Source organism: Nocardia sp. CDC159, from assembly GCF_023740735.1.
GTDB lineage: Bacteria > Actinomycetota > Actinomycetes > Mycobacteriales > Mycobacteriaceae > Nocardia > Nocardia pulmonis.
In genome coordinates this window covers 35,470-48,349 of record NZ_JAMRXH010000009.1, presented here as the reverse complement: position 1 = coordinate 48,349, position 12,880 = coordinate 35,470, and the positions used below count along the sequence as shown (strand labels likewise).

Annotated in this window: 13 protein-coding genes; 5 read left to right on the top strand and 8 right to left on the bottom strand. The window is 70.1% G+C overall.

Annotated features, from left to right (window positions below; genetic code table 11):
* Nucleotides 1-10: 10 nt before the first annotated feature.
* The 3 genes from NDR87_RS20475 to hutH are packed head-to-tail and all read right to left on the bottom strand — an operon-like array spanning nt 11 to nt 4,406.
* Complete coding sequence (locus NDR87_RS20475) at nt 11-1,213, bottom strand: allantoate amidohydrolase (RefSeq protein WP_251914632.1); 1,203 nt, start codon at nt 1,211-1,213, stop codon at nt 11-13.
* Nucleotides 1,210-2,859 carry a urocanate hydratase gene (hutU, locus tag NDR87_RS20470; protein WP_251914631.1) on the bottom strand — a complete coding sequence of 550 codons (1,650 nt, stop codon included), beginning with the start codon at nt 2,857-2,859 and terminating at the stop codon, nt 1,210-1,212. Before hutU ends, NDR87_RS20475 begins: the two co-directional genes overlap by 4 nt.
* Complete coding sequence (hutH, locus tag NDR87_RS20465; protein WP_251914630.1) at nt 2,856-4,406, bottom strand: histidine ammonia-lyase; 1,551 nt, start codon at nt 4,404-4,406, stop codon at nt 2,856-2,858. The genes hutU and hutH overlap by 4 nt, the downstream gene beginning before the upstream one ends.
* A gap of 90 nt (nt 4,407-4,496) precedes the next feature.
* On the opposite strand from hutH, the gene NDR87_RS20460 reads away from it, so the two are divergent.
* Nucleotides 4,497-5,297 (top strand): IclR family transcriptional regulator, encoded by an 801-nt coding sequence (locus NDR87_RS20460; RefSeq protein ID WP_251914629.1) that lies wholly within the window; start codon nt 4,497-4,499, stop codon nt 5,295-5,297.
* Between the two features lie 76 nt (nt 5,298-5,373).
* Nucleotides 5,374-6,276, top strand: coding sequence for a PE-PPE domain-containing protein (locus NDR87_RS20455; RefSeq protein WP_251914628.1), 903 nt, complete (start codon nt 5,374-5,376; stop codon nt 6,274-6,276).
* Here the strand turns inward: NDR87_RS20455 and NDR87_RS20450 are convergent.
* Complete coding sequence (locus NDR87_RS20450; protein ID WP_251914627.1) at nt 6,267-6,845, bottom strand: TetR/AcrR family transcriptional regulator; 579 nt, start codon at nt 6,843-6,845, stop codon at nt 6,267-6,269. The genes NDR87_RS20455 and NDR87_RS20450 overlap by 10 nt on opposite strands.
* Before the next feature lie 95 nt (nt 6,846-6,940).
* On the opposite strand from NDR87_RS20450, the gene NDR87_RS20445 reads away from it, so the two are divergent.
* Nucleotides 6,941-7,372 carry a DoxX family protein gene (locus tag NDR87_RS20445; protein WP_251914626.1) on the top strand — a complete coding sequence of 144 codons (432 nt, stop codon included), beginning with the start codon at nt 6,941-6,943 and terminating at the stop codon, nt 7,370-7,372.
* Between the two features lie 43 nt (nt 7,373-7,415).
* Here the strand turns inward: NDR87_RS20445 and NDR87_RS20440 are convergent, their stop codons facing one another.
* The 4 genes from NDR87_RS20440 to NDR87_RS20425 form a co-directional block, all read right to left on the bottom strand.
* Complete coding sequence (locus tag NDR87_RS20440; RefSeq protein ID WP_251914625.1) at nt 7,416-8,795, bottom strand: GDSL-type esterase/lipase family protein; 1,380 nt, start codon at nt 8,793-8,795, stop codon at nt 7,416-7,418.
* Nucleotides 8,796-8,875: 80 nt separating this feature from the next.
* Nucleotides 8,876-9,829 (bottom strand): TIGR03557 family F420-dependent LLM class oxidoreductase, encoded by a 954-nt coding sequence (locus NDR87_RS20435; protein WP_251914624.1) that lies wholly within the window; start codon nt 9,827-9,829, stop codon nt 8,876-8,878.
* A 74-nt stretch (nt 9,830-9,903) separates the two neighbouring features.
* Entirely contained in the window at nt 9,904-10,680 is a 777-nt protein-coding gene (gene fetB / locus NDR87_RS20430) for an iron export ABC transporter permease subunit FetB (protein ID WP_251914623.1), read from the bottom strand.
* On the bottom strand, nt 10,677-11,336 hold the full coding sequence (locus NDR87_RS20425; RefSeq protein ID WP_251914622.1) for an ATP-binding cassette domain-containing protein: 660 nt from the start codon (nt 11,334-11,336) through the stop codon (nt 10,677-10,679). Before NDR87_RS20425 ends, fetB begins: the two co-directional genes overlap by 4 nt.
* Nucleotides 11,337-11,401: 65 nt before the next feature.
* On the opposite strand from NDR87_RS20425, the gene NDR87_RS20420 reads away from it, so the two are divergent.
* Together NDR87_RS20420 and NDR87_RS20415 are read left to right on the top strand one after the other, a co-directional pair.
* The gene (locus tag NDR87_RS20420) at nt 11,402-11,833 is read left to right on the top strand and encodes an SRPBCC family protein (RefSeq protein ID WP_251914621.1); all 432 of its coding nucleotides are present in this window, start codon (nt 11,402-11,404) and stop codon (nt 11,831-11,833) included.
* A gap of 207 nt (nt 11,834-12,040) precedes the next feature.
* A complete protein-coding gene (locus tag NDR87_RS20415; protein WP_251914620.1) occupies nt 12,041-12,802 on the top strand; it encodes a 3-hydroxyacyl-CoA dehydrogenase in 762 nt (253 codons plus the stop codon).
* The last annotated feature ends 78 nt before the right edge of the window (nt 12,803-12,880 follow it).

The window sequence follows — 12,880 nt, the reverse complement described above, 5'->3', positions numbered from 1 at the left end:
CGGCCCGGCCTCATCCCGCCAGCCTCTTCAGAACGCGCGCCAATTCCCTTGCGCCGTGGTCGATATCGCCGGGCTCGGCGTATTCCTCGGGCGAGTGACTGATCCCCGATGGGTTGCGCACATAGAGCATCGCCGTCGGCACATGCGGCGCCAGCACGGCGGCATCGTGGCCCGCACCCGTGGGCAGGACCGGCGCGTCGTCGAGCAGCTGCACCAACTCGTCGCGCAGGGCCGGATCGAAGGCCGCGGTACCCTCGAACGATTCCTCGCGGACCTCGACCGTGCACCCCTCGGCCTCGGCGGCCGCCCCGGCCTGCTCGGCGATCTCGCGCACCAGCTCGTGCACATCGCCCGGCTCCGGCACCCGGGCGTCGAGCCAGACGTCGACGCGCGAGGCGATCACGTTCGTGCCGCCCGGGGTCGGCACGATCCGCCCCACCGTCGCGCGGGCGTCGGGCACGCTCGCCGCCAGTCGTCGTGCGGCCGCGACCAATTCGGCCGCGGGCAGCATCGGATCGCGGCGGTCGGCCAGCAGTGTCGTCCCGGCGTGGTTGCCCTGTCCGGAGAAGCTGAACCGCCAGCGGCCGTGCGCGATGATCGCGCTGCCGACCGCGATCGGCGAATCCAGGTGGATCAGTCCCCTGCCCTGCTCCACATGGAGTTCGACGAATGTGCCGATGCACCTCAGGGTTTCGGCATCGGGCCCGAAGTACTGCGGATCGAATCCGGCCGCCTGCGCGGCATCGGCGAAGGTGTCGCCCGCGCCGTCGCGCAGCGCCAGCACCCGTTCGGGCGAGATCGCCCCCGTCAGCAACCGCGAGCCCAGGCAGGGCACGCCGTAGCGTCCGCCTTCCTCCTCCGCGAACACCACCACCGCCAGCGGCCGCCGCGGCGAAAACCCGTGTGCGCGTAGCTCGTCCACCGCGGCCAGGGCGCTCACCACCCCGAGCGGCCCATCGAAGGCCCCGCCGCCCGGCACCGAATCCAGGTGACTGCCCGTGACCACCGCATTCGGCCCCGGTTCTCCCAGCCACGCCCAGATATTGGCGTTGCGGTCGGTGTGCACGCTCAGCCCGCGCTCGCGCGCGGCCGCGACGAACCACTCCCGCAGCTCGAGCTCGGCCGGCGCGAACACGTGCCGCGAATAGCCGCCGCGCGCCGGATCCGCACCCACCCGCGCGATCTCGGCGAGCAGCCCGTTGGCGCCGCTCACTTGTCCCACACCGGAATTCGCACATCGCGCTCGCGCGCGACCGACTCGGCCTCGGTATATCCGGCGTCGACGTGGCGCAGCACGCCCATACCGGGATCGTTGGTCAGCACCCGCTCGATCTTCTGCGCCGCCAGCTCGGTGCCGTCGGCCACGGTGACCTGCCCCGCGTGGATGGACCGCCCGATGCCCACGCCGCCGCCGTGGTGAATCGACACCCAGCTGGCCCCCGACGCCGTATTCACCAGCGCGTTGAGCAGCGGCCAGTCGGCGATGGCGTCCGAACCGTCGGCCATCCCCTCGGTCTCGCGATACGGCGAGGCCACCGACCCGCAGTCCAGATGATCGCGGCCGATCACCACCGGCGCCGACAGCTCCCCGCTCGCGACCATCTCGTTGAATCGCAGCCCGGCCCGGTCGCGTTCGCCGTAGCCCAGCCAGCAGATCCGCGCGGGCAGGCCCTGGAACGCCACCCGCTCCCCGGCCATCCGGATCCAGCGCGCCAGCGATTCGTTCTCCGGGAACAGCTCCAGGATGGCGCGATCGGTGGCCGCGATATCGGCCGGATCGCCCGATAGCGCCGCCCAGCGGAACGGCCCCTTTCCCTCGCAGAACAGCGGACGGATGTAGGCGGGTACGAAGCCGGGGAAGTCGAAGGCCCGCTCGTATCCGCCGAGCTGCGCCTCGCCGCGAATGGAGTTGCCGTAGTCGAACACCTCCGCGCCGCGATCGAGGAAGCCGACCATCGCCTCGACATGGGTGGCCATGGATTCCCGTGCGCGGCGGGTGAATTCGTCGGGTTTCTTGGCGGCGTAGTCGTCCCACTCCTCCGGTGCGACGCCGATCGGCAGATAGGCCAGCGGATCGTGAGCGGAGGTCTGATCGGTGACGATGTCGACCGGAACCTCGCGGCGCAGCAGCTCCGGCAGCACCTCGGCGGCATTGCCGATCAGGCCCACCGACAGCGGCTTGCGCTGCTGTTTGGCCGCGAGCACCCGGCGCAGCGCATCGTCGAGATCGTCGGCGATCTCGTCCAGGTAGCGGGTCTGCACCCGGCGCTCTGCGCGCTCGGCACTGCAGTCGATGCACAGCGCCACACCGTCGTTCATGGTGACCGCCAGCGGCTGCGCACCGCCCATGCCGCCCAGACCCGCGGTGACGGTGAGGGTTCCGGCCAGCGTGCCACCGAAGCGCTTGGCCGCCACCGCGGCGAAGGTCTCGTAGGTGCCCTGCAGGATGCCCTGGGTGCCGATGTAGATCCACGAGCCCGCGGTCATCTGGCCGTACATGGTCAGCCCCGCCGCCTCCAAGCGCCGGAACTCCGGCCAATTCGCCCAGTCCGGAACGAGATTGGAGTTGGCGATCAGCACCCGTGGCGCCCACTCGTGGGTCCGCAGCACGCCGACCGGCTTACCCGACTGCACCAGCATGGTCTCATCGGCGCGCAGATCGGTGAGCGTGCGGGTGAGCGCGTCGAAGCTGGCCCAGTCGCGCGCCGCCTTGCCGCGGCCGCCGTAGACGACCAGATCCTCGGGGCGTTCGGCCACCTCGGGATCGAGGTTGTTGTGCAGCATGCGCAGGGCGGCCTCGCTCTGCCAGTTGCGAGCGGTCAGCTCGGATCCCCGTGCGGCACGGACGGTTCGGGTCATGACAGGTTCACCTCTCGATCGAGCACCTCGTTGACGGCACCGGAGCGGATCAGCTCGGTGACCGCGGCGATCTCGACCGCCACGTGCCGGTCCGGGCCGGGCCCGGCCACCGCGGTGCGCACCAGATCCCGCACCGCGCCGGTCACCGGCGCGGGGGTCAGCGGCGCACGCAGATCCAAAGCCCGTGTTGCCGTGAGCAATTCGATAGCAAGCACGGTGGTCAGCCCGTCCACCGCGCGGCGCAGCTTGCGCGCCGCCGACCAGCCCATGGACACATGGTCCTCCTGCATGGCGCTGGACGGGATGGAATCCACCGAGGCGGGCACCGCGAGCCGCTTGAGCTCCGACACCACACCCGCCTGGGTGTACTGGGCGATCATGTAGCCCGAGTCCACGCCCGGATCGTCGGCCAGGAAGGCCGGAAGGCCATGGGAGCGGTGCACATCCAGCATCCGGTCGGTGCGGCGCTCGGCGATATTGGCCACATCCGCGGTGGCGATGGCCAGGAAGTCGAGCACGTAGGCCACGGGCGCGCCGTGGAAATTGCCGTTGGATTCCACCCGCCCGTCGGCGAGGACCACGGGATTGTCGATGGCCGCGGCCAATTCGCGGTCGGCGACGGTCGCGGCGTGGTCGAGCGTGTCGCGGGCCGCACCGTGCACCTGCGGGGCGCAGCGCAGCGAATAGGCGTCCTGTACGCGCGGGCAGTCGTCCCCGCGATGGCTGGCCACGATCGGCGAATCGGCCAGTGCCGCGAGCATTCTCGATGCCGATACCGCCTGGCCCGGATGCGGCCGCAGGGCGTGCAGGTCGGCGGCGAACACCCGGTCGGTGCCCAGCAGCGCCTCCACGCTCATGGCCGCGGTGAGGTCGGCCAGATCCAGCAGCTGGCGCAGATCCGCCAGCGCCAGCAGCAGCATGCCGAGCATGCCGTCGGTGCCGTTGGTCAGTGCCAGCCCCTCCTTCTCGGCCAGCACCAGCGGTTCGATGCCCGCCGCCGCCAGGGCCGCCCCCGCGGCGACCAGCGCGCCGCCGGGGCCGAACACCTCGCCCTCGCCCATCATCGCCAGCCCGACCGCCGCCAGCGGCGCCAGATCGCCCGAGCAGCCCAGCGATCCGTACTCGGGCACGACCGGGACCAGGCCGCTGTTGAGCAGCCGGGCCAGGGTGAGCGCGGTCTGCGGCCGCACGCCGGTATGCCCGCTCATCAGCGTGCGCAGCCGCAGCAACATCATCGCGCGCACCACCTCCGGCTCCACCGGCGTCCCGGCCCCGGCCGCATGCGAGCGCATGAACGAGCGCTGCAGATCGATGCGGCGCTCGGGGGCGATATGCCGCAGTGCGAGCGCGCCGAAGCCGGTCGAGATGCCGTAGGCCGGGCGGGCGCTGTGCGCGAGTTCGTCGATATGCCCGCGCACCGCGGCCAGGCGGTCCAGGGCGTCATCGGCGAGGGAGACCTCGCTGCCCTCGCGGGCCACCGCGACCACCTGCCGCGCGGTCAACGGCGTCGTGCCGACCAGCACCCGGTCGATTCCGATTCGCGTCATGCTCAACATTCCAGTCGGTCGGCGGGCCCGGATCGAGCAACCGCGAGGGGAATGTGTCTGGTATTTCAGACAGCCGCTAAGCTTCCGCCCGTGGGGACCAGCAGTGATGTTCCGGGTTTGCGGCGCGGCTTGCAGGTACTCGGCGTGCTCGCCCGCCGCGCCGGGCCGGTGCCCGCCGCCGTGGTCGCGCGCGAGCTGGACCTGCCTCGATCCACGACATATCACCTGCTCAACGAGTTGCAGGCGGCCGGATACGTCGCGCATCTGCCCGCCGAGCGCAAATACGGGCTGGGCATCGCGGCCTTCGAACTCGGCTCGGCCTATCTGCGCCACGATCCGCTGGAACGGGTGGCCGCCCCGCTGCTGCGCGGCCTGGTCGACACCGTCGGCTACACCGCGCATCTGGGCATCCTGCACGGCAACGAATCGCTGTATCTGATCGAGCAGCGTCCGTCCCGGCCGCAGACCCTGGTCACCGATGTCGGTGTGCGACTGCCCGCCCATCTCACCGCGACCGGCCGGGCCATGCTCGCCCACCTGACCCGCCCGCACGTGCGCGCGCTGTTCCCCGGCCCGGCCGCCTTCCCCATGCGCACCGAGCGCGGCCCCCGCGCCCTCGCCCAGCTGCGTCAGCTGCTGCGTGCCGAGGCCGAGCGCGGCTGGGCGGTCGAGGACGGTTATGTCACACCGGGTTTCGCCACCGTCGCCGACGCGGTCTTCGATCACGGCGGGCGGCCCATCGCCGCGGTCGGGGTCACCGTGCGACACCACTGCCCCGACGAGACGGTCGTGTGCGGCGAGACGTGGCCGGTGCTCGCCGCACAGGTCAAGGCCACCGCCGCCGCTCTGACCGCCGCCCTGGACGGTCGGCTCCGCGTGCGACAGCGCTAGCGGCGCCCGCCGTCGTGCGGAATCGAGTACCGCACTACTCGCGATCGAGGTGGGGGTTCGGGCGCACGCTCGAAACGTGGCTCAGCACAAACTCTTCTGCGTCCCTGGCACCTGGGAGGCCGTCGCGGCGGCCGAGCGGCTCGGGCGGATCGAGCCCGGCAGCGAGATCGGCATGCTCACCGGGGTCACCGATCTGCTCGACCACACCGTCTTCGATGTGGTGTATGTGAACTATCCGGCGAGCTTCGGCCCGATTCCGGGTGGCGGCGAAGGCGTGCTGGCAGCGCTCGGTCGCCCGTCCTACCGCGCCTCGCGGGATATGGGCATCGCCGAGTTGATCCGGCTGATCCGCGCGCACGAGGGCAGCTTCGGCATTCTCGGCTACAGCCAGGGCGGCGCGGTCGCCTCGCTGGTGGGTCGCGAACTGGTATCCGGCTCGCTGCGCGACCGCGCCGGGGACTGCCGCTGGCTGCATGCCTTCGCCTCGCCGCACCGGGCGCCCGGGCGCACCTTCCCGCTCGGCAATCAGCTGGTCGGACAGGGGATTTCGGGCGATCCGGTGGTGGACACCGGGGCCATCGACTGGTTCGACTACTGCCTGCCCGGCGACAGCTACGGTGACGCCGATCCGTCCAACACCTACCTGCGGCTGGGCTATGAGCTGGCCATCGATCTGTCGCTGGTCGATCCGTTCACCATGATCGCCGGTATCGCCGACAGCCTGCTGTCCGGCCGGTTACGCGACGCCATTGCCGAACTCGGCGAGGATCCGCTGCGAATGATCCACAAGGTGGCGGTCACCGCGGCCACGGTGGTCACCTTCCTGCAGGGCTTTCCGCACGACAAATACGGTGTGCGCGAGATCGTTCCGGGCCTGACGGCGCTGCGGCACTCGGCGAACCACCTCAACTTCTGGGGTCCGCGCGCGACCGTCACCGAGCAGCTGCGCCCGCCGGTGACGGCACTGCTCTACCGCTGATCGGCGGTGCCGCCGAATTCGACCGCGGCGACCATGCGCCGCGCCAGCTCCTCCGGATCGTCGCCGCCGAGCGTCGAATTCACCAGTGCGCCCGCACGCCACAGCGCGCAGAATCCGTGCACCAGCGACCAGGCCGCCAGTTCGGTCGCGGTCCGGTCCTGTTGTGCCACACCCAGTTCGGCCACGCCCGAGCGCAGCGACCGACCCGCCCGCTCGCGCGCCGCGAGCAGCCGCTCGTCGTCCGCGCGCAGCAGGTCGCGGCGGAACATGATGTCGAAGTGCCCCGGATGGGTCCGCGCGAAGCGGATGTAGGCCAGCGCGACATCCCGAAAATCTCCTGCCGCCGAACGCATTTCCGCACCCAGTAACTCGAAGCCCTCGATCGCCAACGCCGTCAGCAGACCCTGCCGGTTGCCGAAGTGATGCGCGGGCGCGGCATGCGAGACCCCCGCCCGCTGCGCCAATGCCCGCAGCGATATCGCGTCGACTCCCTCGGCGGCGATCTGGTCGGCCGCCGCCCGCAGCAGCGTGGCACGCAGATCCCCATGGTGGTAGGCGCTCTTCGTCACCCCTCGATGGTCGCCCATAATCTAGACATTGACAAGTTCCCCGCTCGCTCATAATCTAGCCAATGTCAAGATTCGCTCTTCCCCAGGAGCCCCCGATGGCACCGCTCATCGTCCTCGTCGTCGTCACCGGACTGTCCCGCCTCACCGGCTGGCTGCTGATCGACTGGCTCGACTCGTGGCCGCACGCCGCCCGCCTCGGCCTGGCGGCCATGTTCGTCCTCACCGCCTCCGCCCACTTCCTGCCGCCGCGCCGCGGCGCCCTGATCGCCATGGTCCCGCCGCGATTGCCCGCCCCGGCCGCCCTGGTCACACTCACCGGCGTACTCGAATTGGCCGGTGCGGCGGGGCTTTTGATCCCACCCGTCGCACCGGTGGCCGCGCTGTGTCTGGCCGCGCTGCTGGTCGTGATGTTCCCCGCCAATGTGCGCGCCGCCCGCGCCGGAATCGGGGTCAAGACCATGCCGTTATCCGCCCGCACCGTCGTACAGACGGTGTTCATCGGGGCCTGTGTGCTGGCGGCATTCTGACCGAATCCCGTTGCGCCGCCGCGGCGCAACGGGATTCGTCGCGTCAGTGACAGGCGGCCAGGCTCAGCAACAGGGGCAGGTCGATGGACTCGGCCTCGCGCTGCGAGCCCAGATCGCTGGGGTGCACGTTGTCGTTCGCGGGCGACAGCCCCGGCAGCCAGTGATCGGGCCGCGCGGGATCGGCGACGGCGGCATCGAAATCGAAGACCGCGTCGAATTGCCCGCTGTTGCGGATGAAGTCGTTCACCTGATGCCGGTTGGCCATGACCCCCGGCAATCCGTACATGGTGGCCGGGAACAGCGGGTCCGCGCTGGGGGTGAGGGTGGCTCCGATGATCTTCAATCCGCTGCGGTGCGCCTTATCGATGATGAGCCGATAGGCCGCGATGACATCGCCGGGCGACGTGCCGAAGGCGAGATCGTTCATGCCGAGCATGAGGATCACCGCACGCACGCCGGGCACCGCGGCGATATCGGTCTCGAAGCGGTACAGCCCGGCGGGGCCGCCGATGCTCACCAGATCGGGGCCGACCAGGTTCGGATGACCGACGCCGGTGAGATTGAAGCTGAGCGCGGCGTTGACCACCGACAGCCTGCTCCCGTCCGGGGTGGATTGCAGTCGGCGGCTGAGGAAGTCGGGCCAGCGGCTGTCGGTGTCGAAGGTGGTCGCGGGGCTGTTGGTGAACGAGTCCCCGAGCACGGCCACCGCCGCGGTGCCCGCGGGGGCGTAGACGTCGACACCGGCCACGTAATAGACCGAGTTGGTCTGTTCGCCGAAGCTCGCGGCCGACTCCTCGGCGGCATGGTCGCCGCTGAAGGGCGGCGAGAGGTATGAGGTGTGGTTGGTCTGCCAGTGGTAGGTCGGCTCGGGGTCGGGCGCGTTCGGTACGTGGAAGCTCACGGCGAGATGGTCGAACGGCCGCACCGGCAGTGCCGCCGCATCGCTCACGACGTCCTGCCCCGGCGCGACGGTCACCTCATCGGCCCCGGAAAAGGTGAGCGGGATATTCGAGCCCGCCACCACCTCGGCCCCACCCGATTGGCGTCCGACGTGGGCATGCCGAAAGGTCACGGGCACCACGCCGTAACGATTGCTGAAATGAATACGCACGGCCGAACCCGCGGTTTCCGGCACCACGATCATGCGCAGGGTCTCGTCGGCGATTACCCGCGGCACGGTCAGCGGATAACTGTCGGCGACGATCGCGGGGTGGTGCGCATCGATTTGAATGAACCGCTGCGCGCCGCCCGGCGGCGCGGCCCAGGCACCCACCCAGCCGGGAGACGAGCAGGTCACCGGGTCGGCCCCGGGACCCGCGTCCGCACCGGCCGTGGGCGAGGCCACCACCGCACAGGCCACTCCGACGGCGAATATTCTGCCGATTCGCCCGCCCGGGAAAAACGTGCGCACAGACCGCGTCATCACAATCCTTTCATTGGAAAACTACTCGGATTCGAAAGCCTGTAACTCCACGTCACGCGACATCGGCAGACGCTATCAGGTCAGTGGAAGACCGGCAGCACTTCCTTCTCGTAGGTCTGGAAGAAGCCGTCCATATCGGGGCCGATCTGCTGGACGTAGATTTCGTCGATTCCGGCGTCGGCGAACTGCCGCACCTGCCGGATGTGCCGCTCGGGATCCGGACCGACGGCGAACCGCGCGCGGGTCCGCTCCTTGGGCACCAGCGACATGGCGTCCTGGAAATCCTTCGGGCGCGGCAGGGTCTGGCCCAGCTGGCCGGGCAGCAGTTCGTTGGCCCACAACCGATGTGCGGTGTCGAGTGCGGTGTCCTCGTCGCGGTCCCAGCAGACCTTCGTCCCGGCCTGCACCGGCTTGTCGCCGCCGCCGGAGTCCCGGAACAGCCGCACCAGATCGGCATCGGGCATGGCCGTGCAGTAGCCGTCGCCGATCCGGCCCGCGAGTTCGGTCGCCACCGGCCCGAAGCCCGACACGTAGATCGGCACTGGCTCGTCGGGGCAGGTGTAGATCCGGGCCTGCTGTACCTCGTAGTACTTGCCGTCGTGGTCGACGGTCTTACCACCCAGCAACTTCCGGATCAGCCCGACCGCCTCCTCCAGCATCTCCAGCCGGATCGGCGCGGGCGGCCACGGATCGCCGAAGATGTGTTCGTTGAGCGCCTCGCCGCTGCCCACGCCGAGGCAGAACCGCCCCTCGGTCTGTAGGAAGGCCGTCGCCGCGGCCTGGGCGATGATCGCCGGATGTATGCGCATGATGGGACAGGTCACGGCCGTCGTGATGGGCAGGCTCACGGCCTGCGACAGCGCCCCGATCACACCCCAGACGAAGGGGCTGTTGCCCTGCGCGTCGTTCCAGGGATGAAAGTGGTCGGAGATCCACAGCCGCTGAAATCCGGCCTGCTCGGCCCGTTTCGCCTGCTCCACCAGCTCGTTCGGTCCGAACTGCTCACTGGCCAGGAAATATCCGATACTCGTCACAGCCGCCGATTACCCGCCGCATCCGGCCCTACACGATTACTTCCGCGAACGATCGGCATCCTCGTGGCCGAGCGCTAGCTCGGCAGCGGGACCAATCGCTGCGCCGGGTCGAACAGCTCCCGCTCGGCGACGCGGGCGGCGGCGAGTGCGGCCAGGGCGGTCGCCGCGAGCAACATGTACATGACCACGATCTGATAGCGGATGGCCGTCAGCGGGTCCACGCCCGCGAGGATCAGGCCGGTCATGGCCCCCGGCAAACTGATCAGCCCGACCACCTTGGTCGAGTCGACGGCGGGCACGAGTGCGGTGCGCAGCGCCGAGCGGCGGAACGGGAGGAAGGCCTCGCGCGCGGACAGTCCCAGGCACAGCCGCGCCTCCACCGCGGGCCGGGCCTGGCGAGCGTCCTCGTGCAACCGCCGCAGCGCGATCCCGGTCGCCTGCATGGCCCCGGATACGACCATGCCGCCCACCGGCACCACCACCCGCGCCTGGGTGCTGATGATGCCCAGCCCGATCAGCACCCCGAGGGTGAGCACCGACCCGAACGCCACCCCGATGGTCGCCGACCGGATCGCATGCGGCAGCCCGGCCCCGCGCCGACCGGCGACCTGTCCGGCGATGACGATCATCAGCACCACCCAGCCCAGCGCACCCGGTAATCCGGTGTGCCGGAACAGGATCAGCAGCACCGCACCGACCGCGACCAGTTGCACCCCCGCCCGCACGGCCGCGATCACCAGCTCGCGGGTCAGCTGCAGGCGCTGGCGATAGGCGATGACCGCGGCCAGTGCGACCAGCACCAGCGAGGCCGCCACCCCACCCCAGCCGGGTACCGAAAGATCCTGTGTCACTGCGAGTTCCGTCCGTCCGTCGCGCCCAGGGGCGACAGCCGCCCGCCCTCGAGCATCCAGATGTCATCGGCCACCGTGCCCACGAACCCGCTGTCGTGGCTGACCAGCACCGCCGCCCCGCCCGCGCGACAGTGCCCGCGAATCAGCTCCGCGATCACCGCGGCCGCCTCCTCGTCCAGCGCCGAGGTCGGCTCGTCGAGCACCAGCACCTCCGGCTCCACGGCCAGCGCCCGGGCCAGGCACACTCGTTGCGCCTCCCCGCCGGACAGTTCGGCGCAGCGGCGATGGGCGAAGGCCTCGGGTAACCCCACCCGAGTGAGCAGCCCGGCCACCTGCGGCTCGGCGAGTTCGGGTCGCCCCACCCGCACCTCGTCGATCACGAGGTCGGTCAGCAGCACCGCATGCTGTGGCACCAGCCCGACCCGGCGGCGCAGCTGCAGCACATCGATCTCGGTGATCGGCACCCCGTCGAGCAGGATCCGCCCGGAGCTCGGCTCGCCGAGCCGATTCAACAGCCGCAGCAGCGTCGTCTTGCCCACCCCGCTCGGCCCGACCACCGCCGTACATCTGCCGCCCGGCACGGTCGCGTCGATCTCGGCGAACACCGGAACCGACCCGTGGCTCACCCCGACCCGCTCCAGAACGATGCTGTGCACGGGGCCCACCCTGCCGCACATCTGGCGGCGGCGCATCACGGACGCGCCGCCGCTAGCATGCAGGCGTGGCAAAACTGAAGGTCTCCGTGGACGTTCCGATCTCCCCCGACCAGGCGTGGTCGCACGCGTCGAATCTGCGCGAACTCGACAAGTGGCTCGTCATGCACGAGGCCTGGCGCGGCACCGTGCCCGAGGATCTCACCCCCGGCACCGAGTTGGTCGGCATCGCCTCGGTGAAGGGGCTGCGCAACCGGGTGCGTTGGACGGTCGATACCGCCGAGCCCCCGAAGCGACTGGTGCTCAGCGGTAAGGGCAAGGGCGGCACCAAGTTCGGGCTGCAACTGTCGGTCGCCCCGCAGGGCGACGGCTCGAAGGTGACCGTGGACATCGATCTCGGCGGGCGGCCGCTGTTCGGGCCCATCGGCGCGACGGTTGCCCATGCCCTGAAGGGCGACATCAATCGTTCCCTGGAGCGCTTCGTCGAGCTGTACTCCTGATCTCTTCGGCCTGCGAACAGACGGCAAACCTGGCGAAACTTTTGGCTACCGTCGCGGAACACGCACGCCGCGCGCACCTGGGCGAATGATCCACAGGACTCGCACCACCGACGATTCCCACTGCTCCAGCCAAGGCGAATCGCTATTTACTTAGCGCCGTCGAAGCCGCTAACGTCGAGCCGACGCAGAGCAAGAAGGGAACGTCACATGCAGATCGACAACGCCGTTGCCGTGGTGACCGGCGGCGCCTCCGGACTGGGCTTGGCGACCGTGCGCGAACTGCACGGCCAGGGCGCCAAGGTGGTCATCCTCGACCTGCCCTCGTCCGATGGCGAGGCCGTCGCCAAGGAGCTGGGCGCGGGCGCCGTCTTCGCCCCCGCCGACGTGACCGACGAGGAGCAGGTCACCGCCGCCCTGGACGCCGCGGCGGACCTCGGTGCGCTGCGCATCGCGGTGAACTGCGCGGGCATCGGCAATGCGATCAAGACGGTGAGCAAGAAGGGCGCGTTCCCGCTGGCCGACTTCACCAAGATCGTGAACGTCAACCTGATCGGCACTTTCAACGTCATCCGCCTTGCGGCCGAACGCATCTCGGCCACTGAACCGGTCGGCGAGGAGCGCGGCGTCATCATCAACACCGCCTCGGTCGCGGCCTTCGACGGCCAGATCGGTCAGGCCGCCTACTCCGCCTCCAAGGGCGGCATCGTCGGCATGACCCTCCCCATCGCCCGCGATCTGGCGAGCCTGAAGATCCGCGTGGTCACCATCGCCCCCGGCCTGTTCCACACCCCGCTGTTCGCCACCCTCCCCGACGAGGCCATCGCCTCCCTCGGCGCCCAGGTCCCCCACCCCTCGCGCCTCGGCGACCCCGCCGAATACGCCGCACTGGCCCGCCACATCGTCGAGAACCCAATGCTCAACGGCGAAACCATCCGCCTCGACGGCGCGATTCGCATGGCGCCCCGCTGAATTCGTCCGGGCCGCTCGATTCCGCCGCGGCGGAAAAGGGCGGGCCGCGGCGGTTGAAATAACCAACACGGGAGTGTT